This is a genomic window from Streptomyces paludis (genome assembly GCF_003344965.1).
GTDB lineage: Bacteria > Actinomycetota > Actinomycetes > Streptomycetales > Streptomycetaceae > Streptomyces > Streptomyces paludis.
On sequence record NZ_CP031194.1, the window covers coordinates 1136000 to 1162460 of the forward strand.

Below are 26461 nucleotides of genomic sequence, written 5' to 3' on the forward strand. Positions count from 1 at the left end.
CCCGCCCGATTTCCCGGAAAACCAGCTCGTCAACGACCCTTGACCTACGTACGCGCCCCACGGGGCGGACATGGCCGTTCGACTGGAGATGCACGTGGCCGGGCGCATCGAGGATTACGCACTCATCGGAGACATGCAGACCGCTGCCCTGGTCTGCCGGGACGGCACAGTCGACTGGCTGTGCCTGCCCCGCTTCGACTCGCACGCCGTGTTCGCGGCCCTGCTCGGTACGGAGGAGCACGGGTTCTGGCGTCTGGGCCCCGCGCACCCCGCGGGCGGCGAGGCACCGCCGGCCACCCGGCGCCGCTACCGGGGGGACTCCCTGATCCTGGAGTCCGAGTGGGACACCCCGCGCGGCACGGTCAGAGTGACCGATTTCATGCCCCCGCGTGACGGAGCGCCCCAGGTGATCCGGATCGTCGAGGGCATCAGCGGCCGGGTGCCGATGCGGTCCGCGCTGCGGATGCGCTTCAGCTACGGGCGGGTCGTGCCGTGGGTCCACAAGGTGGACAACCGCACGGTCGCCGTGGCCGGCCCCGACTCGGTCTGGCTCGACACCGACGCCGAGACGCACGGCAAGGACCTCACGACGTACTCCGACTTCACCGTCGCGCCGGGCGACCGCGTCGCCTTCACCATCAGCTGGCAGCCCTCCCACAACCGGCCGCCCGCGCTGCCGGACCCCGAGGGCTCGCTGGAGGCGACCTCGGACTTCTGGCAGGAGTGGATCGAGCACTGCACGTACCACGGCCCCTACCGGGAAGCCGTGATCCGCTCGCTGATCACGCTCAAGGCGCTGACCTACGCGCCGACGGGCGGCATCGTCGCCGCTCCCACCACCTCGCTGCCCGAGGAGATCGGCGGCAGCCGGAACTGGGACTACCGCTACACCTGGCTGCGCGACGCGGCGATCACCCTCTCCTCGCTGCTGCGCACCGGCTACCGCGAGGAGGCCCGCGCCTGGCGCGAGTGGCTGCTGCGCGCGGTCGCCGGGGACCCGGAGAACCTCCAGATCATGTACGGCATCGCCGGTGAGCGGGAGCTGGGCGAGGCGGAGCTGGACTGGCTGCCGGGGTACGAGAACTCCGGCCCGGTCCGGGTCGGCAACGGCGCGGCGCACCAGCTCCAGCTGGACGTGTACGGCGAGGTCACCGAAGCGCTGCACCTGGCGCACATGACCGGGCTCGCCCGCAACGACTACGCCTCGGTCCTCCAGCTCAAGCTGATCCAGTACCTGGAGAAGCACTGGGACCAGCCGGACGAGGGCATCTGGGAGGTCCGCGGACCGCGCCGGCACTTCGTGCACTCGAAGGTCATGGCCTGGGTCGCGGTCGACCGCACGATCAAGCTGATCGAGGCCGGGGACGCCGACGGACCCCTGGAGCGCTGGCGCGTCCTGCGCGACGACATCCACCGCGATGTCTGCGAGAAGGGGTACGACAAGGAGCGGAACACCTTCACGCAGTCCTACGGCTCGCAGGAGCTGGACGCGTCGCTGCTCCTCATCCCGCAGATGGGCTTCCTGCCGCCGGACGACAAGCGCGTCATCGGCACGATCGAGGCGATCCAGCGCGAGCTGTCCACCGAGGACGGCTTCGTCCTGCGCTACCCGACCTCGGGCGACGACGAGGGCGTCGACGGTCTGGCGGGCGACGAGGGCGCGTTCCTGGCCTGCTCGTTCTGGCTGGCCGACGACCTGGCGATGATCGGCCGCGTCGACGAGGCCCGCAAGCTCTTCGAGAAGCTGCTGTCGCTCCGCAACGACCTGGGGCTGCTGGCCGAGGAGTGGGACTCCAAGCACCAGCGCCAGGTGGGCAACTTCCCGCAGGCGTTCAGCCATGTGCCGCTGATCGACACGGCGCTGCGGCTGACGGCGTCGGGAGCGTACGGGGGCTGACCCCTGTCCCCTCCCGTACGACGGCACGTCCGCTCGGGGCACCCGGACCTGGTCCGGGTGCCCCGAGCCATGTCCGGGTGCGTCGGCCGGGGCGCTCGGGTGCCCCTGTCCGGGCGCTCGGGCCAGTAGCCTTTCGACCCCATGGACACTGAGGCCGGAATCACGGTGGCGCGGGCGCTCGAACTGCCGGCGCTGCGCGGCGGGCTGCCCGAGGTGGTCGCCTGCGCGGACCGGCTGGACCGTACGGTCCGCTGGGTCCACGCGGGCGAGGCCCCCAACATCGCCTCGCTGCTCAAGGGCGGCGAGCTGCTGCTGACGACCGGGCTGGGCCTCGGCACCCGCCCGGCCGAACAGCGGGCCTTCGTACGCGGACTGGCCGAGCGCGGGATCGTCGCGCTGGTCGTGGAGCTGGGGCCGCGCTTCGACCGGCTGCCCGCGGCCATCGTCGAGACGGCCCGCTCCGCCGGGCTGCCGCTGGTGCAGCTGCACCGCGAGGTGCCGTTCGTCTCGGTCACCGAAGAGATCCACACGGAGATCGTGAACGGCCACTACGCGCTGGTGCGCCGGGCCGAGGAAGTCCACCGCCGCTGTACGGAAGCCCTGCTGGACGGCGGCGGGGTGCCCGGGGTGCTGCGGATCCTCGCGGATTTCGCGGGCAATCCGGTCTTCCTGGAGACGGCGGAAGGCCGGCTGCTGTACGCGGCGGCCCCCGCCACGGGACCGGCCGCCGCCGATCCGCTCCAGATCTGGGACGGCCTGCGCGGCCGGCGCACCGCACGGGACACGGGCCCGCCGGCCGGCGCCGTACTGGTGGACGTGGCGGGCGGCGGCCACGGCACGGGCGCGGTACGGGCCCGGCTGGTGCTGCTCGCCGTATCCGCGCCGCCGCTGCCGGTCCACCGGATGGCCGCGGAGCGCACGGCCGGCATCCTCGCCGTCGTGCTCATGCAGGCCCGCCAGGACGAGGAACTGGCCGCGCGCGGCCGGGGCGACTTCCTCACCGATCTCGCCGAGGGCCGCATCCGCGCCGAGGACGCGCCCGCGCAGGCGAAGGTACTGGGCTTCGCGCCCGCCGAGGGCCCCCTGCTGCCCGTCGTGATGGGCCTGGCCCCGGAACCGCCGCCCGCCGGGAACTGGGCGCCCCTGGCGCGGACACTGCTGGAGGAGCTGGCGGCCGTGGGCGTACCGGCGCTGCTGGGCGTCCGCCCGGTGGAGGGCCGGGTGCCGCTGCTGCTGGGCCTGCGCGCCGAGACCGACCGTACGGCGGTGGCCGACCGGGTCGCCACGGCGCTACGGACGGGCGCCGCCCGCGCGGGCCTGGAGCGCCCGGGCGCGCCGCCCCCGGTGATCGTCGTCGGCGTCGCGGGCGGCTGGGCGGCGGCCAGCGCGGGCCTGCGCCACGCGGCGGAGACCGCGTCGGCGGCCCAGGGCCTGCCGGACCTCCCCTGGTACGACGCCCGGCGGCTGGACATCGACCTGCTGCTGTGGCGACTGCGCGAACACCCGGACCTGGCGGCCTTCGTCGACCGCGCGATCGGCCCCCTGCGCGCCCACGACCGGACGTCCCGCCCGGCGCTGCTGCCGACCCTGGAGGTCTTCCTGGCCCACGCGGGCCGCAAGGCGGAGACGGCGCGCGAGCTGCATCTGAACCGGCAGACGCTCTACAACCGCCTGGCGAGGATCTCCGAACTGCTCGGCACGGACCTGGACGACCCGCAGACGGTACTGGCGCTGGGGTTGGCGCTTCGGGCTCAGCGCCACGTACCTCCCGGATAGGGGCCGTGGTCTGTGGTTGTACGGGGTACGGCCGGTTCGTTCGGTGCGGCCGTGCCGGGGCCCGGGTGCGTGCCGGTGCGCACCGTGCGCGGGGCCGTGGTCTTTGACGTGCGGCCGGTGCGGCCCGTGCCGGGGGCCGGGGCACTCCGGAGGCGCATCCCCGGATGCATGCTGTGCCTTCCCGGGGGACACCCCCGGACCCCCGTACGCCGCGTGCGGCATATCGGCCGACTGCACGCGCGTACAGCGGCACAAATCACGCTCTACATCCGGGGACGTCACCTCCTGCGACCCCGGCCCCCTCCGGTCGTGGTCGGCCGGCGTACAGACAACTGGTGCCGGGCTGGGGCAGCGGGTCATCGTGGGCGGCGGGTCTCCGTCAGTTCGTCGTAGATCGCCAGCACTTGCGCGATCGTCTCGTCCTCGGTCGGCCAAGTCGCGGCCTGTGCGCGGCCCTGGGTTGTCAGGCGGTGGCGGCGGTCCGGGTCGGCGAGGAGGCGGGTTACCGCGTCGGACAGGGCGGGCGCGTTGCCGTACGGGACGAGTTCGGCCGCGTCGCCGACGAGTTCGGGGGTCGCGCCGACCGCCGTGGCGACCAGGGGGACCCCGAGCCGCAGCGCCTCCTGCGCCAGGACGGAGCGGGCCTCCCAGCGGCTGGTCAGTACGGCGACATCGGCCGCGGCGAGGAGTTCGGAGATGTCGTCGCGCCGGCCGACCAGCTGGACGGGGAGTTCCTCGGCCTCGATCCGGCGCTGGAGCCGGCCCCGTTCCCGGCCCTCGCCCGCGATGGTGAGGAGCGGTACGGGGTCGAGCCGGCGCCAGGCGCGGGCCGCGTCGAGCAGGGTGTCGTATCCCTGGTCGGGGACGAGGCTGCCGACGGCCATCAGTAACGGGCGTTCCACGGCGCCGAGTTCGGCGCGGGCCTTGTTCCTGGGGGCGTCGGCGGGGCCCGGCGGGGGTGCGGGCACGGCGACCGCCGCGAGCCGGGCGTCCCGCGCGCCCCGGCCGCGGGCCCGGTCGACGAGTTCGGAGGTCGTCCCGAGCACCACGTCCGCCGCCCTGACGGCCCGTCGCTCCAGCAGCCCCATCAACCGCGCCCGGGGGCCCTCGGCGTGCGCGCGGGTGTGCCAGGTGACCACCAACGGCACCCGCAGACCACCGATGGCGAGCGCGGTCCGTACGGCGGCGTGCAGGCCGTGCGCGTGCACCACGTCCGCTCCGGCGCACGCGGCGCGCAGCGCGGTGAGGGCCGCCGGATCACCGCGCCGGGGCACGGGCACATGGTGCGCGCCGGCGCCGCCGAAGTCGTAGGCGCGGTCGAGTTCGACGGGGGCGCACACGGTCACTCGTACCCCCCGGGCGACCAGCCCGGCCGCCAGCGACCGGACATGGGCGCTGCTGCCCGCGCTGCCGCCGCCCAGCACCTGGACCGTACGCAGCTGAGTCACGTGGCCAGGCTCCTGGGGGAAGGGGAAGGTCGAAACGGAGATACCTCTCAAGGATGCCAGTCAGTAAGCGCGTTCCGGCACCAGAGAGGCGTCGCTTCCTGCGCCGGCCGTCCCGGCTCCGCGCCCCGGATCACTCACACGGGTGAACGCACGCGAAGGCCGACCCTGTCACCGTACGCTGTCCGGGCGATAACTCCCAGTGCGTGAACGCCATCCGGCCACCGGCCGGCCCCGGAGCGTTACGCGTCCGCCCGCGCCGTCGCCAGCAGTTCCTCCGCGTGCGCCCGCGCCGTCTGCGAGTCCTCCTGCCCCGCCAGCATCCGGGACAGCTCCCGGACCCGCTCCTCGCCCTCCAGGACCGTCACCCCGGACCGGGTCACCGCCCCGTCGACCGTCTTCTCCACGAGGAGCTGCCGGTCGGCGAAGGCCGCGACCTGCGGCAGATGCGTGACCACCACCACCTGCGCGGACTTGGCGAGCTTCGCGAGCCGGCGGCCGACCTCGACCGCCGCCTTGCCGCCGACGCCCGCGTCGACCTCGTCGAAGAGATAGGTCGGTACGGGGTCGGAGCCGGCGAAGACGACCTCGACGGCGAGCATCACCCGTGACAGCTCGCCCCCGGACGCCCCCTTGGCGATCGGGCGGGGCTGCGCGCCGGGGTGCGGGGCGAGGAGCAGCTCGACCTCGTCGGCGCCGTGCGGCCCGTACACCACCGAGCGGCCGGCCACCTCGACGCCGGAGTGCTCGTCCGCCGCCTCGGTCTGCCGGATGTCGAAGGACACGCGCGCGTGCGGCATCGCCAGCGACGCCAGCTCCGCCGTGACGGCCCGCGCGAACCGCGCCGCCGCCTCGGTGCGGGCGCCGGTCAGCGTCTCGGCGAGGCCGGACAGTTCCGTACGCAGCGTCTCGTGTTCGGCCGCCAGTTCGGCGATCCGCTCGTCGTCGCCCTCCAGCTCGGTCAGCCGGGCGGCGCTCGTCTCCGCCCAGGCCAGCACGGCGGCGATGTCCGCGCCGTACTTGCGGGTGAGCCCGGTGAGCGCGGCCCGGCGCTCCTCCACCGCGGCGAGCCGCAGCGGATCGGCGTCCAGGTCGTCCGCGTAGCCGGACAGTTCGCCCGCCACGTCGGCGAGCAGGATGGCGATCTCCCCCATCCGCTCGGCGAGCCCGGCGAGCGCCGGATCGTGTGCCCGTACGGCGTCCAGCGCGCGGCCGGCGCCGCTGACGAGCGTGGTCGCGTCGACGGCCTCCGGGTCCTCGGGGTGGCCGGCGAGCGCGGCGTGCGCGACGGACGCGGCGGAGGCGAGGGCCTCGGCGTGGCCGAGCCGCTCGGCCTCGGCGGCGAGTTCGGTGTCCTCCCCCGCGACCGGCTCGACGGACGCGATCTCGGCCAGTCCGAAGCGCAGCAGATCCGCCTCCTGCGCCCGCTCGCGCGCCCGCGTGGTCAGGGTCTCCAGCTCGGTGGCGACGGCGCGCAGCCGCCGGTAGGCCGTCGCGTACGCCGCGAGGGGGACGGCGACGGCGTCGCCCGCGTACCGGTCGAGCGCCTTGCGCTGCCGGGCGGGGCGCAGCAGCCCCTGCTGGTCGGTCTGGCCGTGCACGGCGACGAGGTCGTCCGCCAGCTCGGCCAGCACCCCCATGGGCACCGCGCGTCCGCCGAGGTGCGCGCGTGAGCGCCCCTCGGCCGAGACGGTCCTGCTGATGAGCAGCGTCCCGTCCTCCAGCTCCGCGCCCGCCTCCTCGGCGCGCCGGGCCGCGGGCGCGTCGGCGGCCATCGTGACCCGCCCCTCCACGACCGCCGCTTTCGCGCCGATCCGCACCAGGGCGGGGTCGGCCCGTCCGCCGAGCAGCAGCCCGAGGCTGGTAACGACCATGGTCTTGCCCGCGCCGGTCTCACCGGTCACCGCAGTGAAGCCGGGTGACAGCTCCACCACGGCGTCGTCGATGACTCCGAGCGACCGTATCCGCATCTCCTCCAACACGGTGATGACCATACGAGGTCCGGGAGCCGCCGTGCGACGGCGCCCCACCCCCGGTTCCCGCCCGGTTCCCCCGGCCGGCCCGGTCCCGGGGGCCCACTCCTGTGGCACATACGCGGTGGAATCAGTCCCAAACCACCCGCGCGTGCGATATGCGTACGAGGGCTGCGCGACAACCCGCTCAGTGCGGTCGCCCGCGCCACCCCGAGACCGGCAGCGCGAACTTCGCCACCAGTCGGTCGGTGAACGACGCGTGGTGCAGCCGCGCGAGCCGTACGGGCGTGGCCCCGCGCCGTACCTCCACGCGCGCGCCGGGCGGCAGCTCGATGGTCCGGCGCCCGTCGCACCACAGGACGCCGTTGGGGGTGTCCGGCTGGATCTCCACGGCGAGCGTCGTGGTCGGCGAGGTCACCAGCGGCTTCGCGAAGAGCGCGTGTGCGCTGATCGGCACCATCAGCAGGGCCTCGACGTCCGGCCAGACGACCGGGCCGCCGGCCGAGAAGGCGTACGCGGTCGAGCCGGTGGGGGTGGCGCAGACGATGCCGTCGCAGCCGAAGCCGGTGACGGGCCGCTCGTCGATCTCCAGGACGACTTCGAGCATCCGCTCGGGCGACACCTTCTGTACGGCGGCCTCGTTGAGCGCCCAGTCCCGGTGGACGATGTCGCCGTTGCTGCGGACGACGACATCGATGGTCATCCGCTCCTCGACCTCATACGCACGGGTGACGACACGTTCGACGACCTTGTCCAGATCGTCCCGTTCGGCCTCGGCCAGGAAGCCGACCCTGCCCAGGTTGACACCGAGCATGGGGACGCCGGAGGCGCGGGCGAAGGCGGCGCCGCGCAGCAGCGTGCCGTCACCGCCGAGCACGATGAGCAGTTCACAGCCGGTGAGCGCGTCGGGGATCGCCTCGGGGACGGTCTCGACGGAGGACGGCAGCGGCAGATCGGCGGCCTCCATGGCGAGCACCCGTACGCCGAGGCCGTTGCGCAGCAGCCCTTCCACCACGAGTTCGGCGCTGCGGATCGCCGCGGGCCGGCCGGTGTGGGCCACCATGAAGACGGTCCGGTCGGACGGGGCGGGCTTCGGTGCGGTCACTGAAGTGGTCAACGGGGTCCCTCCGCCACTGCGCGGTCGACATCGGCCGGGTCCAGCTCGGGTGCCCCGGCACGGAGCCACAGAAAGTACTCGACATTCCCGGAGGGTCCGGGCAGCGGGCTGGCGGTGACGCCCCGGGCGCCGAGCCCGAGTTCACCCGCCTTGCGCGCCACGGTCCGGACCGCTTCCGCGCGCAGTTCGGGGCTGCGCACGACGCCACCGCTGCCGAGGCGCTCCTTGCCCACCTCGAACTGCGGCTTGACCATCAGCACGAGATCGGCGTCCGGGGCGGTGCATCTCACCAGAGCCGGCATGACCACCCCCAGCGGAATGAACGACAGATCCCCTACGACAAGATCCACGGGCTCCCCTTCGATCGCTTCCAACGTCAACTCACGTACGTTCGTACGGTCCTTGACGGTGACGCGTTCATCGCTCCGCAACGACCAGGCGAGTTGTCCGTATCCGACGTCCACGGCGACGACCTGGCGCACCCCGGCCCGGAGCAGGACATCGGTGAAACCGCCGGTGGAGGCACCGGCGTCGAGGGCCCGCCGGCCGCGTACCGCCAGGCCGAGCGGCATGAAGACGGCCAGCGCGCCGGCGAGTTTGTGCCCGCCGCGCGAGACGTAGTCGGGGTCGCCGTCGTCGGCCTTGACGACGACGGCGGCGCTGGTCTCCACCTGGGTGGCGGGTTTGGTCGCGGTGGCACCGCCGACCGTCACCCGGCCCGCGGCGATCAGCTGGCTCGCGTGCTCACGCGAGCGTGCGAGGTTACGGCGTACCAGCTCGGCATCGAGACGGCGGCGTGCCAGTCCAGCCACGTTCGGTTCAGCTCCTGTGGTCGTACGAGGGAAGTCACCGGGGCGCCGGCTGTCCCTGAGGTGCCGGGTGTCCCTGGGGTGCCGGACGGGCGTCGAGCGCGGTCAGCGCCTCGCGCAGCCCCCGGTGTACATCCTCGTACACCTCGGCGTGGGCGTCGGCGGGGAGGTGGTCGGCGTCGGCCAGCCGGGCCAGCCGTTCGTCCACCCCGGGATGCCCGGTCGGGGTGCGTGCCACGCCGAGGGGGCTCGGCGCGACCGGTTCGTACGGGTCGCTCATGCCGGAACGCTACCGCGAAGCCCTGCGGTAACGTCGGGCGTGATGGCAACGAAGGAGGAGTGCCGCGGCGCACTCGACAAGCTCTCCGAGAACCTGGCGCGGTCGGACGGCAAGGCCCGTACCGCCGCCGGTTTCAACCGTTCGCTCAGCTGCCACATCACCGATCTGGACGTGACGTTCGCCGGGCGGCTGGTGGACGGCGTGATCGAGGTGGCCGGCACGGAGGCCGGACCGCCGCGCGAAAAGGCGGAGATCCGGCTCGCCATGGCGGGGGACGACCTGGTGGCGCTGGTTGACGGCCAGTTGAATTTCGCCCGTGCGTGGAGCGCGGGGCGGGTCAGGCTGGAGGCGGGGTTCCGTGATCTGCTGCGGCTGAGATCGCTGCTCTAGGCGGCTGGCGCCGGGGACCTGGCGGTCTCAGACGCGGTCGGAGACGGCTTCGGCGTCTGCCTGAGCCCCGGCCTCGGCTTCGGTGTCGGCTGTCGCTTCGGCTTCCGCTTCGGCCGCGGCCGCCGCCGTCTCCTCGCGCGCCGCCCGCCGGGCCCGCGACGCCGGTACGACCAGGGGCGTGCCCGTCTCGGGGTCGTCGATGACCTGGCAGCGCAGCCCGAACACCTCCTCGACCCGGTCCGCCGTCACGACCTCGGCCGGAGTGCCCTCCGCGACGATCCGCCCGTCGCGCATCGCGATGAGGTGGGTCGCGTACCGCGCCGCGTGGTTGAGGTCGTGCAGTACGGCGACGAGCGTACGGCCCTGGGTCTCGTGCAGCTCGGCGCAGAGGTCGAGCACATCGATCTGGTGCTGGATGTCCAGGAAGGTGGTGGGCTCGTCCAGCAGCAGCAGCGGGGTCTGCTGGGCGAGCGCCATGGCGATCCAGACGCGCTGGCGCTGACCGCCCGACAGTTCGTCGACATAGCGACCGGCCAGCTCCCCGACGCCGGTCGCCTCCATCGACTCGCCGACAATGCGTTCGTCCTCGGGCGACCACTGGCGCAGCAGTCCCTGGTGCGGGTAGCGGCCGCGGGCCACCAGGTCGGCGACGGTGATGCCGTCGGGCGCGATGGAGGACTGCGGCAGCAGGCCGAGCGTACGGGCGACCTTCTTGGCCGGCATCGAGTGGATGACCGAGCCGTCGAGCAGGACCCGCCCGGCGGACGGCTTGAGCATCCGGGAGAGCGCGCGCAGCAAGGTGGACTTGCCGCAGGCGTTCGGGCCGACGATCACGGTGAACGAGTGGTCGGGTATCTCCACGGACAGATCGCTGGCGATGATCCGCTGGTCGTAGCCGAGGGTCACCGATTCCGCGGTGAGGCGCTGCATGGTCGTACTCCTGGTCTCCACGGGGTCCATCTGGTCCGGTTCTCCCTGTCTGGCCGTCATCTGCGTCGAGTCCCGCCGTCCCTGTCCCGGCCTGTCATATCCGGCCCGCCTTCCGTTCGGTGACGAGCAGCCAGAGCAGATAGCAGCCGCCCAGCACCCCCGTCACCACGCCGACGGGCAGTTGCCGCTCGCCGAACGCCGAAGTGGCGATCCAGTCGGCGACCAGGGTCAGCAGCGCGCCCATGACGGCGGCGGCGCCCAGGTTGGGGCCCGGGGAGCGGGTGAGTCTGCGGGCCAGCTGGGGGGCGCTCAGCGCGACGAAGGCGATGGGGCCCGCGGCGGCGGTCGCCGCGGCGACCAGCAGCACGGCGGACGCCATCAGGACGATCCGGGTGCTCTCGACCCGTACGCCCAGCGCGTGCGCCGCGTCGTCGCCCATCTCCAGCAGCCGCAGCGGCCGTCCGTACGCCAGGATCAGCGGGACGAGTACGGCGCAGACGGCGAGCAGCGGCCCGAACTGCGCCCAGTCGCGCCCGTCGAGCGAGCCGGTCATCCAGAGCACGGCGCGGGTCGCGTCGACCAGATTCGCCTTGGTGACCAGGTACTGGTTGACGGCGGTGAGCACCGCCGCCACCCCGATCCCGACGAGCACCAGCCGGTAGCCGTGCACCCCGCGCCGCCAGGCCAGCAGATAGACCCCGGCGCCGGTCGCCAGACCGCCGACGATCGCGCCGCCCGCGACGGCGGCCGGACCACCGTGGAGCAGAACGATCACGCAGAGGGCACCGACGGACGCGCCCTGGCCGAAACCGATCACATCCGGACTGCCGAGCGCGTTCCGGGTGACCGACTGGAAGACCGCGCCTCCGATCCCGAGAGCCACCCCGACCAGCAGCCCCACCAGGGCTCGCGGCAGCCGCAGATCGTTGACGATGAACTCCTGTGCCGGGGTGCCGCTCCCGGTGAGGGTGGCCAGCACATCGCCGGGCGACATCGGGTAGTCCCCGCTGCCGATCAGGACGACCCCGGCGGCGAGTACGGCCACCAGCAGCGCCGCTGTCACCAGCACGGCCCGGCGGTCGACGCGCAGCGAGAGCCCCCCGGCGGTACGGACGGCACGGACGCCGGAGGCGGCGGCCGGGGAGCCGGCCGGGGTCTTCTCCGAAGTCCGGGTGCGGGTGGGGGTGCGGGTGCTCGGGGTCACAGCTGGGCCATCCTCTTGCGGCGTACGAGCTGGATGAACACGGGTCCGCCGATCAGCGCGGTGACGATACCGACCTGGAGTTCGGAGGGCCGGGCGACGATCCGGCCGACCACGTCGGAGCCCAGCAGCAGCACGGGCGACAGCACGGCGGCGTACGGCAGGACCCAGCGCATGTCGGGGCCGGTGAGCGAGCGGACCAGATGCGGCACCATCAGCCCGATGAAGACGATCGGCCCACAGGCCGCCGTCGCGGCGCCGCACAGCAGGGTGATGGCCACCATCGCGAGCACCCGCGTACGGGCCGGGCTCGCGCCCAGCGCGCGGGCGGTCTCGTCGCCCATCTCCAGGGCGTTCAGCGGACGGGCGATCACCAGGGTGAGCAGCACCCCGGCGGCGATGAAGGGCCACACCTTCCCCACGGTCGCCATATCGGCCGAGGCGAGCGACCCGACGGTCCAGAAGCGCAGCCGGTCCAGCGCCGCCGAGTCCAGCAGCTGTACGGCGTTGACGTACCCGAACAGCGCGGCCGTCATGGCCGTACCGGCCAGCGCGAGCCGTACGGGAGTGGCGCCGCGGCTGCCGCCGAGGGCGTAGACGAGGACGGAGACGACCGCCGCGCCCAGGAAGGCGAACCACACATAGCCGGTGAGCGAGGTGACACCGAGAAAGCTGATGGCGGAGACGACCGCGGCGGCGGCGCCCGCGTTGACACCGAGCAGCCCCGGCTCGGCCAGCGGGTTGCGGGTGAGCGCCTGCATGACGGCCCCGGCGAGCCCGAGGGCACAGCCGACGAGCAGTCCGAGGACGGTTCTGGGCAGCCGGACATCGGCCACGATCACATCGTCCCCGGTGCCGGCGGAGTGGAACAGACCGTGCCACACCCCGTCGAGGGGAATCGATTTCGCGCCGATCGCGATGCTGGCGACACAGACCAGCAGCAGCACGGCGACGGCGAGAAGCAGCCCGGCGGCGCGGGCGGCGGCCCGGCGCGCGGGCGGCGGTTCGGCGGGGATCGGTTCCGCGCGGGACTTGGTGGGGCTGTCAGGCAACACCAGGTTAGGTTAGCCTACCCTCGCATTCCAGCCTCCCGCATGAGACAGGCGCGTCCCGGTGAGAGCCCCTGAGAGAGCCCCAACACCCCCATGAGAAAGGTGTCCTCGTGACCGACGCACCGTTCCAGTTCTTCGTCGTCGAGGTGCTCCGCACGGAGCGCGTCACCCCCGCCATGCTCCGTGTCGTCCTCGGCGGCCCCGCCGTGTCCCGGATGGCCTCGGCCGGCCGCGACCAGCGCGTCAAGCTGCTCTTCCCGCAGGCCGGTCAGAGCGAACCGGTCATGCCGGACACCACCCGCCCCGACTGGTACGACGCGTACCGCGAGATGGACCCGGCCGTCCGCGCCATCATGCGTACGTACACGGTGCGCGACCTGCGTCACGCCCCGGACCAGGACGAGCTGGTCATCGACTTCGCCCTGCACGGCGGCGACGGCAGTGACGGCGGTCCCCCGGCGGGGCCCGCCACCCGCTGGGCCCGCGCGGCGGCCCCCGGCGACCGGATCGGCATCTTCGGCCCGGTCCAGGAGGAGAACGCCGGATACGACTTCCGGCCGCCGGAGGACACGGACTGGGTCCTGCTGACCGCCGACGACTCGGCGCTCCCCGCCGTCGCCGCCATCCTCGAAACCCTCCCGCCGGGCATGCCCGCCCGGGTCTGGGTCGAGGCCCACGACCGGGCCGACCGCCAGGAACTGGCCACGAAGGCCGACGCCGAGATCACCTGGCTCGTACCGGACCACGCACCGGACCGCCCCTCCGGCCCGTCCGCCGTGGCCACCGCCGAGGCCCTCCGCACCGCCGAACTGCCGGACGGCACCCCGTACGCCTGGATCGCCGGGGAGTCCGCGACGGTCAAGGCCGTACGCCGCCATCTCGTGAGCGAGCGCGGACTCGACCGCAGGCGGGTCAAGTTCAGCGGCTACTGGCGGCGCGGCACCTCCGAGGACCACCTGATGAACACCGGAGAGCCCGCGTAGCCCGCGCCTCCGGCACACAGGTCACCAGCACGAGATCAGCAGCGCAGGGCGGCGCGCGAACACGGAATCGGCGCCGCCCCGCGAGCACACCGGCTCAGAGCCCGAGCCGCGCCAGCGCCTTCCCCGCGTCCCGCCCGCACGCGCCGTCGCCCGCGTCCGTCCAGGCCGCCGCGCACAGCGCCCGCAGCCCGTCCAGCGGATCGCCGTCCCCGTCGAGCACCAGCGCGTCCCCGCCGACGGAGGCGGTCCAGCCGCCGCAGCCGAAGCCGCCGCCCACCCGCTCGGTGACCTCCGGCTGCCCGGTCAGCAGCCCCCGCAGATCCGCGTCGACATACGTCGGCCGGTGCCGGGGCTCGGCGGCCAGCAGCCCCGCCCCGTCCGTCACCCCGGTCAGCACGAGCAGCGAGTCGACCCCGCCGTTGAACGCGCCCTCGATGTCCGTGTCCAGCCGGTCCCCGACCACCAGCGCCCGCCGCGCCCCCGTCCGCAGGATCGTCTCCCGGTGCATCGGGGGCAGCGGCTTCCCCGCCACCTGCGGCTCGGCGCCCGTCGCGATCCGTACGACCTCGACCGCCGCGCCGTTGCCGGGCATGATCCCGCGCGCGCTGGGAATCGTCAGATCCGTGTTGGACGCGAACCACGGCACCCCGTGGTTGATCGCGTAGCACGCCTCGGCGAACCGCCCCCACGCCAGCTCGGGACCGCCGTACCCCTGCACCACCGCGGCCGGCCCGTCCGCCGCCGACTCCACCGGTACGAGCCCGCGCTCGCGCAGCGCCACCCGCAGCCCCTCGCCGCCGATGACCAGCACCTTGGACCCGGCGGGGAACTGCTCGGAGATCAGCCGGGCGACCGCCTGGGCCGAGGTGATCACCTCGTCGGGCTCGGCGGGGACACCGAGTTCGGTCAGATGCTCCGCGACGGCGAGCGGCGGACGCAGGGCGTTGTTCGTCACATACGCGAGACGCATCCCGCCGCCCCGGGCCGTACGGAGCGACTCCACCGCGTACGCGATGGCCTCCCCGCCCGCGTAGACCACCCCGTCGAGATCGAGCAGGGCGGTGTCGTACGCCTCGTTCAGCGCGGTGGCACTCCCGCTCGGCCTGGTCCTGCTCTGCTGGCTCATCCTTCGTACGCTCCTCGCTGGGGACTTCTTCAACGATCATCCCCCATCACGTGTCGCACACATACGATGCGTCAATGAACACAACAGGTCCCGCGGCCAAGGGGCTGCGCCTGATCCCGTTCAGCGGACTGCGGTACGTCCCCGAGCGGGTCGGCAGTCTGTCGGCGGTCACTTCGCCGCCGTACGACGTGGTGGTCAGGCCCGACGGACTGCTCGAACTGGAGTCGGCGGACCCGTACAACATCGTCCGGCTGATCCTGCCGCAGGCCGCCACGGCCGAGGAGCGGCACTGCCAGGCCGCGCGGACGCTGCGCCGCTGGCAGGCGGAGGGCGTACTCGCGCCGGATCCGGAACCGGCGCTGTACGTGTACGAACAGCGCCGGGGCGAGATGCTGCAACGGGGCGTCATCGGGGCGCTGGCGCTCTCCGCGCCGGCCGACGGCATCGTGCTGCCGCACGAGGACGTGATGCCCGATGTCGTCGCGGACCGCGCCGCGCTGATGCGGACGACCGCGGCGAATCTGGAACCGCTGCTCCTGACGTACCGCAGCGAACCGGACATATCCAAAGCGGCCACGGGCACCGCGGCCGACGCCGTGACCGGTACGGCGGCGGTCATCGAGCGCACCCTGCGCCGCCCCCCGCTGCTCACGACGACCACCGAGGACGGCTTCCACCACCGGCTGTGGTCGGTCACGGACCCCTGCGAACTCGCCGAGATCTCCGGCGATCTCGCCCGCCACCAGGCCCTGATCGCCGACGGCCACCACCGCTGGGCGACCTATCTGCGGCTGGGCGCCGAACACGCGGCGGCCCGCGAGCACGGCCCGGCGGACCGGGCGGCCCCGGCGAATCAGGCGACCCCGGCGGACCCATGGGGCTTCGGGCTGGTCCTGCTGATCGACACCGCCCGCTATCCGCTCCAGGTCCGCGCCATCCACCGGCTGCTCCACCAACTCCCGGTCGGGCGCGCGCTGGAGGCCCTCGCCGACGCCTTCCGGATCCGTACGGTCGAGGGCCCGCTGCCCCGGGCGCTGGACACCCTGGCCGAGACGGCCCGCGCGGGAAACGCGTTCCTGCTCGCCGGTGACGGCCGCTTCCACCTGGTCGACCGCCCGGACGAGGACCTGCTGGCGCGTACGGTACGGACCGACCGGCCGCCGGCCTGGCGCCGGCTGGACGCGACGGTCCTGCACGCCACCCTGCTCGACCACCTCTGGCGGATCCCGGACACCCCGGAGCACATCGCCTACATCCACGACGCCGAGGCCGCGGTCGCCCAGGCGGAACGCCGCGGCGGTACGGCGGTCCTGCTGCACCCGGTGCGCGAGGAGGTCGTACGGGACCTGGCCCGCCAGGGCGTCACGATGCCCCGCAAGTCGACATCGTTCGGCCCGAAACCGGCGACGGGCCTGGTGCTGCGCGACCTGACGACGAACTGAAAAAGGGCGGTATCCCGTGGGGGATACCGCCCTTTGTTCTCTGCTTACGGCTCACTCAGCGGGCGTCGGCGTCCTTGCCGCCGGCGCCATCAGAGTCTGCCGAGCCTTCCACGTCTTCCGGACCTACGGTGTCGTCGGTGTCGTCGTCCGCGCTGTCGGCCCCGTCGTCGGCCATGGCGTCGACGAACTCGACCCCGTCCAGCTCGGCGAGCCGGTCGGAGGCGTCCGTGGCACCGTCCTTGTCCGCCTCGACGGTCTTGCCGAACCACTCCCGCGCCTCGTCCTCGCGCCCGGCCGACAGCAGGGCGTCGGCGTACGCGTAACGGAGCCGGGCGGTCCAGGGCTGCACGGAGTGCGCCGCCAGCTCGGGGCCCTGAAGGGTCACGATGGCCGCGTCGATCTGGCCCATGTCCCGGCGCGCACCGGCCGCGACGAGCCGCATCTCGACCTGTCCCGCCTTGTCGAGCTTCTGCACCTCGGGCTCACCGGCCATCGCCATCGCCCGCTCGGGACGGCCGAGGCCGCGCTCGCAGTCCGCCATGACGGGCCACAGGTCGACGCTCCCGGTCATCCGCCGCGCCGCCCGGAACTCGGCCAGCGCCTCGGCGTACTTCTGGGTGGCGTACGCGGCGAAGCCGGCGGCCTCGCGCACGGCGGCGACCCGGGAGGCCAGCCGCAGGGCGATACGCGAGTACGCGTACGCCTGCTCGGGGTCCTCGTCGATGAGCTGGGCGACCATGACGAGGTTCCTGGCGACGTCCTCGGCGAGCGTCTTCGGCAGGCTCATCAGCTCCTGGCGCACGCTCTTGTCGATCTCGTCACCGGTGACGTCCTCCGGGATCGGCAGCCGCTTGATCGGCTCGCGGTCCCGGTCCCGGTCATCACGGCGCTCGTAGCCGCCGCCACCGCCACGGTTGTCGTCCCGCCCCCGGTACCCGCCACCACTGGGCCGGCCACCACGGTCGTCCCGACGGGGTCCGCCGGTACGGGGACGGTCATCACGGCGGTCATCACGGCGGTCGTCACGGCGCGGAGCGCTGCTGGGCCGGTCGTCGCGCCGGAAACCGCCACCACTGGGACGATCGTCACGCCGGTCGTCACGACGGAAGCCACCACCGGCGGGCCGGTCGTCACGACGGAAGCCACCACCACTGGGACGGTCATCACGACGGGGTCCGCCGGTACGGGGCCGGTCATCACGCCGGTCATCACGACGCGGACCATCCGTACGGGGACGGTCATCGCGCGGACGGTCATCGCGACGCGCGTATCCACCACCGGCCGGCCGGTCATCACGACGCGGACCACTGGGGCGGTCGTCGCGCCGGTCATCGCGGCGGAAGCCACCACCGGTGGGACGATCGTCACGCCGGTCGTCACGGCGCGGAGCGCTGCTGGGCCGGTCGTCGCGCCGGAAACCGCCACCACTGGGACGATCGTCAAGCCGGTCATCGCGCCGGAAGCCACCACCGGTAGGACGGTCATCGCGACGGTCGTCCCGACGGAAGCCACCACCGCTGGGCCGGTCATCCCGACGGTCGTCCCGACGAGGCCCACCACTGACAGGCCGGCCACCACGGTCATCCCGACGCGGACCGTCGGTACGGGGACGGTCATCCCGACGCGCGTACCCGCCACCGCTGGAACCGGTGTGGGGACGGCCACCGCGGCTGTCGCCTCGGTTGTCGCCACGACTGTCATCACGACGCGGTCCCGCGGGCCGGCCACCGGACCGGTCGTCGCGCCCACCGCGGAACCCGCCGCCACCGCGATTGTCGTCACGTCGCGGTCCACGATCGCGATCGTCACGGCCTCCGCGGAAGCCGCCCCGGTCACCGCTGTCACTGCGGCGCGGGTCGCGCTCAGGACGGTCGTCGGAGGAGTTGGGGGACATCTGGTGGCGCTCCTGTCTTCGGGTACCGCAGTCATTCTCGCGCAGTCGGGCGTCCGATGCGCTTCGAGCAAAAGCAAGGGTACAAAACAAAAAAGACCCCTGGTCCAGCGTGAACGCTGGACCAGGGGTCCATGAAAGATTGTTCGGCGGCGTCCTACTCTCCCACAGGGTCCCCCCTGCAGTACCATCGGCGCTGTGAGGCTTAGCTTCCGGGTTCGGAATGTAACCGGGCGTTTCCCTCACGCTATGACCACCGAAACCCTATCGGGCCATTCCGCACAGGCGGAATATCGGCACTTAGCGAACAAGCACGCTCTTCAATTAAAGACATACTGGTTCAACCGGTGCGACTGTTCGCAACCCGGGAACCACACAGTGGACGCGAGCAACTGAGGACAAGCCCTCGGCCTATTAGTACCAGTCAGCTCCAACCGTTACCGGTCTTCCACATCTGGCCTATCAACCCAGTCGTCTACTGGGAGCCTTAACCCCTCAAAGGGGGTGGGAGTCCTCATCTCGAAGCAGGCTTCCCGCTTAGATGCTTTCAGCGGTTATCCTTTCCGAACGTAGCCAACCAGCCATGCCCTTGGCAGAACAACTGGCACACCAGAGGTTCGTCCGTCCCGGTCCTCTCGTACTAGGGACAGCCCTTCTCAAGACTCCTGCGCGCGCAGCGGATAGGGACCGAACTGTCTCACGACGTTCTAAACCCAGCTCGCGTACCGCTTTAATGGGCGAACAGCCCAACCCTTGGGACCGACTCCAGCCCCAGGATGCGACGAGCCGACATCGAGGTGCCAAACCATCCCGTCGATATGGACTCTTGGGGAAGATCAGCCTGTTATCCCCGGGGTACCTTTTATCCGTTGAGCGACGGCGCTTCCACAAGCCACCGCCGGATCACTAGTCCCGACTTTCGTCCCTGCTCGACCCGTCGGTCTCACAGTCAAGCTCCCTTGTGCACTTACACTCAACACCTGATTACCAACCAGGCTGAGGGAACCTTTGGGCGCCTCCGTTACTCTTTAGGAGGCAACCGCCCCAGTTAAACTACCCATCAGACACTGTCCCTGATCCGGATCACGGACCCAGGTTAGACATCCAGCACGACCAGAGTGGTATTTCAACGACGACTCCACCTGAACTGGCGTCCAAGCTTCAAAGTCTCCCACCTATCCTACACAAGCCGAACCGAACACCAATATCAAACTATAGTAAAGGTCCCGGGGTCTTTCCGTCCTGCTGCGCGAAACGAGCATCTTTACTCGTAGTGCAATTTCACCGGGCCTATGGTTGAGACAGTCGAGAAGTCGTTACGCCATTCGTGCAGGTCGGAACTTACCCGACAAGGAATTTCGCTACCTTAGGATGGTTATAGTTACCACCGCCGTTTACTGGCGCTTAAGTTCTCAGCTTCGCCAACCCGAAAGTCAGCTAACCGGTCCCCTTAACGTTCCAGCACCGGGCAGGCGTCAGTCCGTATACATCGCCTTACGGCTTCGCACGGACCTGTGTTTTTAGTAAACAGTCGCTTCTCGCTGGTCTCTGCGGCCACCCCAAGCTCAGAGTGCAAGACTCATCACCCAGAATGGCCCCCCTTCTCCCGAAGTTACGGGGGCATTTTGCCGAGTTCCTTAACCATAGTTCACCCGAACGCCTCGGTATTCTCTACCTGACCACCTGAGTCGGTTTAGGGTACGGGCCGCCATGAAACTCGCTAGAGGCTTTTCTCGACAGCATAGGATCATCCACTTCACCACAATCGGCTCGGCATCAGGTCTCAGGCTCAATGTCATCCGGATTTACCTGGACAACGCCCTACACCCTTACCCCGGGACAACCACCGCCCGGGCTGGACTACCTTCCTGCGTCACCCCATCGCTTACCTACTACCACCTTGGTTCAGCGGCTCCACCACTCCCCTTCACCCGAAGGATCCAGGACGGCTTCACGGCCTTAGCATCAATGGATTCGATACTGGGCGTTTCAAAGCGGGTACCGGAATATCAACCGGTTGTCCATCGACTACGCCTGTCGGCCTCGCCTTAGGTCCCGACTTACCCTGGGCAGATCAGCTTGACCCAGGAACCCTTAGTCAATCGGCGCACACGTTTCCCACGTGTGTATCGCTACTCATGCCTGCATTCTCACTCGTGAACCGTCCACAACTAGCTTCCGCTGCTGCTTCACCCGGCACACGACGCTCCCCTACCCATCACAGTCCCCGTTGGGGGTATGTACTGCAATGACACGACTTCGGCGGTACGCTTGAGCCCCGCTACATTGTCGGCGCGGAATCACTTGACCAGTGAGCTATTACGCACTCTTTCAAGGATGGCTGCTTCTAAGCCAACCTCCTGGTTGTCTCTGCGACTCCACATCCTTTCCCACTTAGCGTACGCTTAGGGGCCTTAGTCGATGCTCTGGGCTGTTTCCCTCTCGACCATGGAGCTTATCCCCCACAGTCTCACTGCCGCGCTCTCACTTACCGGCATTCGGAGTTTGGCTAAGGTCAGTAACCCGGTAGGGCCCATCGCCTATCCAGTGCTCTACCTCCGGCAAGAAACACACGACGCTGCACCTAAATGCATTTCGGGGAGAACCAGCTATCACGGAGTTTGATTGGCCTTTCACCCCTAACCACAGGTCATCCCCCAGGTTTTCAACCCTGGTGGGTTCGGTCCTCCACGAAGTCTTACCTCCGCTTCAACCTGCCCATGGCTAGATCACTCCGCTTCGGGTCTTGAGCGCGCTACTCAGTATCTAATTAAAGACACAACGCCCTATTCGGACTCGCTTTCGCTACGGCTTCCCCACACGGGTTAACCTCGCAACACACCGCAAACTCGCAGGCTCATTCTTCAAAAGGCACGCAGTCACGACGCACCGAGTAAACTCGGCGCGCGACGCTCCCACGGCTTGTAGGCACACGGTTTCAGGTACTATTTCACTCCGCTCCCGCGGTACTTTTCACCATTCCCTCACGGTACTATCCGCTATCGGTCACCAGGGAATATTTAGGCTTAGCGGGTGGTCCCGCCAGATTCACACGGGATTTCTCGGGCCCCGTGCTACTTGGGTGTCACACAAACGAGCCGTACAGATTTCAGCTACGGGGGTCTTACCCTCTACGCCGGACCTTTCGCATGTCCTTCGCCTATCCATACGGTTTCTGACTCGCCCAACAGCCGGCAGACTGTTGAAGTGCAATCCCACAACCCCGCATGCGCAACCCCTGCCGGGTATCACACGCATACGGTTTGGCCTCATCCGGTTTCGCTCGCCACTACTCCCGGAATCACGGTTGTTTTCTCTTCCTGAGGGTACTGAGATGTTTCACTTCCCCTCGTTCCCTCCACACTGCCTATGTGTTCAGCAGCGGGTGACAGCCCATGACGACTGCCGGGTTTCCCCATTCGGACACCCCCGGATCAAAGCTCGGTTGACAGCTCCCCGGGGCCTATCGCGGCCTCCCACGTCCTTCATCGGTTCCTGGTACCAAGGCATCCACCGTGCGCCCTTAAAAACTTGGCCACAGATGCTCGCGTCCACTGTGCAGTTCTCAAGCAACGACCAGTCACCCGTCACCCCCACCAGAGTGGAGTGCACCGGGGCCGGCATCGCGAAGGGCGAGCAACGCTCGCACCCTCAGATACCCAACAGCGCGCCCGGCACGATCCTCGAACCCTTACGTTCCACGCCGAAGCAGTACTTGTAAGAATCAGAAAACCGTGCCGAATAGTCAACGTTCCACCCATGAGCTGACCACCGTCGAACATTTGCCGACGTAGTGGCTCTGGATTCCTTGCGGAATCTAGATGCTCCTTAGAAAGGAGGTGATCCAGCCGCACCTTCCGGTACGGCTACCTTGTTACGACTTCGTCCCAATCGCCAGTCCCACCTTCGACAGCTCCCTCCCGCAAGGGGTTGGGCCACCGGCTTCGGGTGTTACCGACTTTCGTGACGTGACGGGCGGTGTGTACAAGGCCCGGGAACGTATTCACCGCAGCAATGCTGATCTGCGATTACTAGCAACTCCGACTTCATGGGGTCGAGTTGCAGACCCCAATCCGAACTGAGACCGGCTTTTTGAGATTCGCTCCGCCTCGCGGCATCGCAGCTCATTGTACCGGCCATTGTAGCACGTGTGCAGCCCAAGACATAAGGGGCATGATGACTTGACGTCGTCCCCACCTTCCTCCGAGTTGACCCCGGCAGTCTCCTGTGAGTCCCCATCACCCCGAAAGGCATGCTGGCAACACAGAACAAGGGTTGCGCTCGTTGCGGGACTTAACCCAACATCTCACGACACGAGCTGACGACAGCCATGCACCACCTGTACACCGACCACAAGGGGGCGACCATCTCTGGCCGTTTCCGGTGTATGTCAAGCCTTGGTAAGGTTCTTCGCGTTGCGTCGAATTAAGCCACATGCTCCGCTGCTTGTGCGGGCCCCCGTCAATTCCTTTGAGTTTTAGCCTTGCGGCCGTACTCCCCAGGCGGGGAACTTAATGCGTTAGCTGCGGCACCGACGACGTGGAATGTCGCCAACACCTAGTTCCCAACGTTTACGGCGTGGACTACCAGGGTATCTAATCCTGTTCGCTCCCCACGCTTTCGCTCCTCAGCGTCAGTAATGGCCCAGAGATCCGCCTTCGCCACCGGTGTTCCTCCTGATATCTGCGCATTTCACCGCTACACCAGGAATTCCGATCTCCCCTACCACACTCTAGCCTGCCCGTATCGAATGCAGACCCGGGGTTAAGCCCCGGGCTTTCACATCCGACGCGACAAGCCGCCTACGAGCTCTTTACGCCCAATAATTCCGGACAACGCTCGCACCCTACGTATTACCGCGGCTGCTGGCACGTAGTTAGCCGGTGCTTCTTCTGCAGGTACCGTCACTTGCGCTTCTTCCCTGCTGAAAGAGGTTTACAACCCGAAGGCCGTCATCCCTCACGCGGCGTCGCTGCATCAGGCTTTCGCCCATTGTGCAATATTCCCCACTGCTGCCTCCCGTAGGAGTCTGGGCCGTGTCTCAGTCCCAGTGTGGCCGGTCGCCCTCTCAGGCCGGCTACCCGTCGTCGCCTTGGTAGGCCATCACCCCACCAACAAGCTGATAGGCCGCGGGCTCATCCTTCACCGCCGGAGCTTTCAACCTTCCCCCATGCGGAGAAAAGTATTATCCGGTATTAGACCCCGTTTCCAGGGCTTGTCCCAGAGTGAAGGGCAGATTGCCCACGTGTTACTCACCCGTTCGCCACTAATCCACCCCGAAAGGCTTCATCGTTCGACTTGCATGTGTTAAGCACGCCGCCAGCGTTCGTCCTGAGCCAGGATCAAACTCTCCGTGAATGTTTACCCGTAATCGGGTGACACCACGAGAGCGGAACCACCGGCCGGAATAAGACCAGTGGTTCACAGCGTCCTCGCTGTGTTTTTCTTCAAAGGAACCTCAACCCACCGATTATTCGGTAGGTCGGGGTATCAACATATCTGGCGTTGACTTTTGGCACGCTGTTGAGTTCTCAAGGAACGGACGCTTCCTTCGTACTCACCCTCATCGGGCTTTCCTCCGGGCGCTTTCCCTTCGGTGTTTCTTGTTTTGTTTCCGTCTTGCGTTTCCGACTCTATCAGACTCTGTCTGCGGTGTTTCTCTTCGCTTTCAGAATTCCGATGGCCTTTGGATTGGCCTTTGCCTTTCGGCGTGTTCACTACTTTAGCCGAATCCTCGTCCGCCTCATAATCGAGTCGGTGAATACGGTTTTCGGCATGCCGAAAGCCATACCCGTAAGGGTGTGAGCTGAGTAGTGGGTGGCCGCTGCGGAGGCTGCTGAACAGCAGGCTCCGTTGAAAGCGGCTCGGGCTACGTTAGGCGTCCGTGCCGGACGAGTCAAGTTCGGCGGCGGCGCGGGACATGGGCCCGGTACGGGCTGACCGACGGGTCGCCGTCGATCCAGAAGCGCCAGGGGTGGCGGGTGCCGTCGCCGCCGTCGCCCGCTACTCCCGTACGGGGACCGCTGCGGACCTGGGGTTTGGGAGTGGGGGTGCCCGTGAGGATGGACAGGGGTTCATCGGGGCCGGCGCAGACGTCCGTTCCGTTGAGGGCGCGGTCCACGTCTAGGGCGGTGGCCAGGCGGGCCGGGCCTTTGGCGAGTTCCCTGTCGTGGCGGGCCGAAAGTCGGCGTTTACGGGTGTGCTCGGCGCCCACGAGGATCTCTCCTCCCCGGAGCAGTACCCCGCTCGCCGTCCCCTCGGGTCCGCACACCAGGTTGAGGCAGTGCCACATCCCGTAGGTGAAGTAGACGTACGCGTGGCCGGGCGGGCCGAACATCACCGCGTTGCGGGCCGTGCGGCCCCGGAAGGCGTGGGATCCCGGGTCGATCTCGCCCGCGTACGCCTCGACCTCGGTGAGCCGGAGTTCGATCGGGCCGTCGGCCGTCGTCCGTACCAGCGTGCGGCCCAGCAGATCGGGGGCGACCTCCAGGACCGGGCGGTCGAAGAACTCCCTGGGCAGCGGTGCCCGGTCGGGGCGGTGGGGACGGTCGGGGCTCACGGTCATGGCGTACGAGCGTACCGGTGGAACCGGCTACGGTCAGGGCGCGTATACACCGTCAGGACCCTGCGGAACCCCGGCAGAACGGGGGCCGCGAGAAGGAGTGGACACATGGGCTTCAAGAAGCTGCTCGCGAGCCTCGGCGCCGGCGGTGCGACCGTCGAGACCGAACTGACCGAGCCGAACGTCGTTCCCGGCGGTGTGGTCCAGGGTGAGGTGCGGCTGACGGGCGGCTCCGTGAACCAGCAGATCCAGGGGCTGACGGTCGGGCTCCGGGCGCGGGTCGAGGTCGAGGGCGGTGACCAGCAGGAGGTCAAGCAGGACATCGACTTCACCACTCTGAGCCTCGGCGGCGCCTTCGAGGTGCAGGCGGGCGCGGCCCATGTGGTCCCGTTCGGCCTGGAGATTCCCTGGGAGACGCCGATCACCACCATCGAGGGCCAGCAGCTGCGCGGGATGCATGTCGGGGTGACCACCGATCTGGATATCGCGCGGGCGGTGGACAACAGCGATCTGGACGCGATCCACGTCCATCCGCTGCCGGCGCAGCAGGCGATCCTGGACGCCTTCACCCATCTGGGCTTCCGGTTCAAGAGCGCGGACATGGAGCGCGGGCACATCCAGGGGACCCGGCAGCGGCTGCCGTTCTACCAGGAGATCGAGTTCTACGCGCCGGAGCAGTACCGCGGACTGAACCAGGTCGAGCTGACCTTCGTCGCGGACGACCGGGAGATGGACGTCATTCTGGAGATGGACAAGAAGCCGGGGCTGTTCTCCGAGGGAAGCGACTCGTTCCGGGTGTTCCAGATGGGGCTGCACGACTTCCAGGGCACGGACTGGCCCGGGTATCTGCACCAGTGGCTCGCCGAGGTCGGCGGCCGGCGCAACTGGTTCTAGTAGGGGCGCCGGCCGGGTCACTGTCAGCCGGACGTTCGCCTTTTGTTTGCCCTGCCCTGGTCTTGGAGAGATCAGGGCAGGGCATTTTTTATTGTGTTGTCCCCCTCGGCGCGCCCGGCCAGAGTTGATCCAAGCCCGTCGTGCGGCGGGTCGGCACACGGGAGGTGGGCGTTATGCGGGACACACTGGTGCTGAATGCGAGCTTCGAGCCGCTGTCGACGGTGACACTCAACCGTGCGGTGGTGCTGGTGCTTCAGGACAAGGCCGTGGTCGAGCAGGCCCACCCCGGTCTCCGAGTGCGGGCCGCCGCCGTGGAGCTGCCGGTGCCCCGGGTCATCAGGCTCTGCCGGTTCGTCCGGGTGCCCTTCCGAAGACATGCGCCCTGGTCGCGGCGGGGGGTCCTGATACGGGACCAGCACCGGTGCGCGTACTGCGGAGGGCGTGCCTCGACCGTGGACCATGTGGTGCCGCGGTCTCGGGGCGGCGGGGACAGCTGGCTGAATACGGTCGCTTCATGCGCGGAGGACAACCACCGCAAGGCGGACCGTACGCCGGATCAGGCGGGGATGCCGCTGCTGTTCCAGCCGTTCGTGCCGTCGCCCGCCGACGCGATGCTGCTGTCGCTGCGGGCCGGTGAGCGTACGGAGCTGCCGCACTGGCTGGCCGGGATGCGGCCGGCCGCCGCGTAACGGA

At 69.5% G+C, this 26461-nt stretch carries 17 protein-coding genes, 3 rRNA genes and 2 pseudogenes; 7 read left to right on the forward strand and 15 right to left on the reverse strand.

Annotated elements, in window-relative coordinates; all coding sequences use genetic code 11:
* The first annotated feature begins 88 nt into the window (after positions 1–88).
* The gene (locus DVK44_RS04910; RefSeq protein WP_114658499.1) at positions 89–1897 is read left to right on the forward strand and encodes a glycoside hydrolase family 15 protein; all 1809 of its coding nucleotides are present in this window, start codon (positions 89–91) and stop codon (positions 1895–1897) included.
* Between the two features lie 141 nt (positions 1898–2038).
* Positions 2039–3673, forward strand: coding sequence for a PucR family transcriptional regulator (locus tag DVK44_RS04915; protein ID WP_114658500.1), 1635 nt, complete (start codon positions 2039–2041; stop codon positions 3671–3673).
* A 356-nt stretch (positions 3674–4029) separates the two neighbouring features.
* On the opposite strand, the gene DVK44_RS04920 is transcribed toward DVK44_RS04915, so the two are convergent.
* The 5 genes and pseudogenes from DVK44_RS04920 to DVK44_RS04940 all read right to left on the reverse strand — a co-directional run.
* Positions 4030–5121: a glycosyltransferase family 4 protein gene (locus DVK44_RS04920; protein WP_114658501.1), complete on the reverse strand. Its 1092-nt coding sequence runs from the start codon at positions 5119–5121 to the stop codon at positions 4030–4032.
* A 239-nt stretch (positions 5122–5360) separates the two neighbouring features.
* Positions 5361–7112: a DNA repair protein RecN gene (recN, locus tag DVK44_RS04925; protein WP_114658502.1), complete on the reverse strand. Its 1752-nt coding sequence runs from the start codon at positions 7110–7112 to the stop codon at positions 5361–5363.
* Positions 7113–7278: 166 nt separating this feature from the next.
* Positions 7279–8208 (reverse strand): NAD kinase, encoded by a 930-nt coding sequence (locus DVK44_RS04930; RefSeq protein ID WP_114658503.1) that lies wholly within the window; start codon positions 8206–8208, stop codon positions 7279–7281.
* Positions 8205–9020 (reverse strand): TlyA family RNA methyltransferase, encoded by an 816-nt coding sequence (locus DVK44_RS04935; RefSeq protein ID WP_114658504.1) that lies wholly within the window; start codon positions 9018–9020, stop codon positions 8205–8207. Before DVK44_RS04935 ends, DVK44_RS04930 begins: the two co-directional genes overlap by 4 nt.
* A 34-nt stretch (positions 9021–9054) precedes the next feature.
* Positions 9055–9285, reverse strand: a pseudogene (locus tag DVK44_RS04940) (hypothetical protein); the annotation flags it as partial.
* A 54-nt stretch (positions 9286–9339) separates the two neighbouring features.
* On the opposite strand from DVK44_RS04940, the gene DVK44_RS04945 reads away from it, so the two are divergent.
* Entirely contained in the window at positions 9340–9687 is a 348-nt protein-coding gene (locus DVK44_RS04945) for a sterol-binding protein (protein ID WP_114664909.1), read from the forward strand.
* Between the two features lie 27 nt (positions 9688–9714).
* Here the strand turns inward: DVK44_RS04945 and DVK44_RS04950 are convergent, their stop codons facing one another.
* From DVK44_RS04950 to DVK44_RS04960, 3 genes are all read right to left on the reverse strand, one after another.
* Positions 9715–10617 carry an ABC transporter ATP-binding protein gene (locus DVK44_RS04950; RefSeq protein ID WP_114658505.1) on the reverse strand — a complete coding sequence of 301 codons (903 nt, stop codon included), beginning with the start codon at positions 10615–10617 and terminating at the stop codon, positions 9715–9717.
* A gap of 94 nt (positions 10618–10711) precedes the next feature.
* Complete coding sequence (locus tag DVK44_RS04955; RefSeq protein ID WP_228447565.1) at positions 10712–11707, reverse strand: FecCD family ABC transporter permease; 996 nt, start codon at positions 11705–11707, stop codon at positions 10712–10714.
* 110 nt (positions 11708–11817) lie between these two features.
* On the reverse strand, positions 11818–12834 hold the full coding sequence (locus tag DVK44_RS04960) for a FecCD family ABC transporter permease (RefSeq protein ID WP_162794248.1): 1017 nt from the start codon (positions 12832–12834) through the stop codon (positions 11818–11820).
* A gap of 146 nt (positions 12835–12980) precedes the next feature.
* Between DVK44_RS04960 and DVK44_RS04965 the strand changes: the two genes are divergently transcribed.
* A complete protein-coding gene (locus tag DVK44_RS04965) occupies positions 12981–13853 on the forward strand; it encodes a siderophore-interacting protein (protein ID WP_114658508.1) in 873 nt (290 codons plus the stop codon).
* A 94-nt stretch (positions 13854–13947) separates the two neighbouring features.
* Here DVK44_RS04965 and DVK44_RS04970 read toward each other — a convergent pair whose 3' ends face one another.
* Positions 13948–14979, reverse strand: coding sequence for an HAD-IIA family hydrolase (locus DVK44_RS04970; RefSeq protein WP_114658509.1), 1032 nt, complete (start codon positions 14977–14979; stop codon positions 13948–13950).
* 74 nt (positions 14980–15053) lie between these two features.
* On the opposite strand from DVK44_RS04970, the gene DVK44_RS04975 reads away from it, so the two are divergent.
* Positions 15054–16421 carry a DUF1015 domain-containing protein gene (locus tag DVK44_RS04975; protein ID WP_114658510.1) on the forward strand — a complete coding sequence of 456 codons (1368 nt, stop codon included), beginning with the start codon at positions 15054–15056 and terminating at the stop codon, positions 16419–16421.
* A gap of 55 nt (positions 16422–16476) precedes the next feature.
* Here DVK44_RS04975 and DVK44_RS36890 read toward each other — a convergent pair whose 3' ends face one another.
* From DVK44_RS36890 to DVK44_RS05000, 6 genes and pseudogenes are all read right to left on the reverse strand, one after another.
* A complete protein-coding gene (locus tag DVK44_RS36890; protein WP_194295452.1) occupies positions 16477–17208 on the reverse strand; it encodes a tetratricopeptide repeat protein in 732 nt (243 codons plus the stop codon).
* A 198-nt stretch (positions 17209–17406) separates the two neighbouring features.
* Positions 17407–18042: pseudogene (locus DVK44_RS36895) on the reverse strand (DEAD/DEAH box helicase); the annotation flags it as partial.
* Positions 18043–18456: 414 nt separating this feature from the next.
* Positions 18457–18573 (reverse strand): 5S ribosomal RNA (rrf, locus tag DVK44_RS04985).
* A 133-nt stretch (positions 18574–18706) separates the two neighbouring features.
* Positions 18707–21849 (reverse strand): 23S ribosomal RNA (locus tag DVK44_RS04990).
* A 295-nt stretch (positions 21850–22144) separates the two neighbouring features.
* Positions 22145–23670: ribosomal RNA gene (locus DVK44_RS04995) — 16S ribosomal RNA — on the reverse strand.
* Together the 16S, 23S and 5S rRNA genes form the textbook arrangement of a ribosomal RNA operon.
* A 538-nt stretch (positions 23671–24208) precedes the next feature.
* On the reverse strand, positions 24209–24877 hold the full coding sequence (locus DVK44_RS05000) for a DNA-3-methyladenine glycosylase (RefSeq protein ID WP_114658512.1): 669 nt from the start codon (positions 24875–24877) through the stop codon (positions 24209–24211).
* A gap of 105 nt (positions 24878–24982) precedes the next feature.
* Between DVK44_RS05000 and DVK44_RS05005 the strand changes: the two genes are divergently transcribed.
* Both DVK44_RS05005 and DVK44_RS05010 read left to right on the forward strand, forming a co-directional pair.
* The gene (locus DVK44_RS05005; protein ID WP_114658513.1) at positions 24983–25768 is read left to right on the forward strand and encodes a sporulation protein; all 786 of its coding nucleotides are present in this window, start codon (positions 24983–24985) and stop codon (positions 25766–25768) included.
* 173 nt (positions 25769–25941) lie between these two features.
* Positions 25942–26457 (forward strand): HNH endonuclease, encoded by a 516-nt coding sequence (locus DVK44_RS05010; RefSeq protein WP_114658514.1) that lies wholly within the window; start codon positions 25942–25944, stop codon positions 26455–26457.
* Positions 26458–26461: the final 4 nt, after the last annotated feature.

Bases quoted from the DNA above. Each gene is read 5' to 3' on its own strand.
- DVK44_RS04910 (WP_114658499.1), top strand. From the start codon at position 89: ATGCACGTGGCCGGGCGCATCGAGGATTACGCACTCATCGGAGACATG.
- DVK44_RS05010 (WP_114658514.1), top strand. From the start codon at position 25,942: ATGCGGGACACACTGGTGCTGAATGCGAGCTTCGAGCCGCTGTCGACG.
- recN (WP_114658502.1), bottom strand. From the start codon at position 7,112: ATGGTCATCACCGTGTTGGAGGAGATGCGGATACGGTCGCTCGGAGTC.
- DVK44_RS36890 (WP_194295452.1), bottom strand. From the start codon at position 17,208: ATGAGCCTGCCGAAGACGCTCGCCGAGGACGTCGCCAGGAACCTCGTC.
- DVK44_RS04945 (WP_114664909.1), top strand. From the start codon at position 9,340: ATGGCAACGAAGGAGGAGTGCCGCGGCGCACTCGACAAGCTCTCCGAG.
- DVK44_RS04970 (WP_114658509.1), bottom strand. From the start codon at position 14,979: ATGAGCCAGCAGAGCAGGACCAGGCCGAGCGGGAGTGCCACCGCGCTG.
- DVK44_RS04915 (WP_114658500.1), top strand. From the start codon at position 2,039: ATGGACACTGAGGCCGGAATCACGGTGGCGCGGGCGCTCGAACTGCCG.
- DVK44_RS05000 (WP_114658512.1), bottom strand. From the start codon at position 24,877: ATGACCGTGAGCCCCGACCGTCCCCACCGCCCCGACCGGGCACCGCTG.
- DVK44_RS05005 (WP_114658513.1), top strand. From the start codon at position 24,983: ATGGGCTTCAAGAAGCTGCTCGCGAGCCTCGGCGCCGGCGGTGCGACC.
- DVK44_RS04950 (WP_114658505.1), bottom strand. From the start codon at position 10,617: ATGCAGCGCCTCACCGCGGAATCGGTGACCCTCGGCTACGACCAGCGG.
- DVK44_RS04975 (WP_114658510.1), top strand. From the start codon at position 15,054: ATGAACACAACAGGTCCCGCGGCCAAGGGGCTGCGCCTGATCCCGTTC.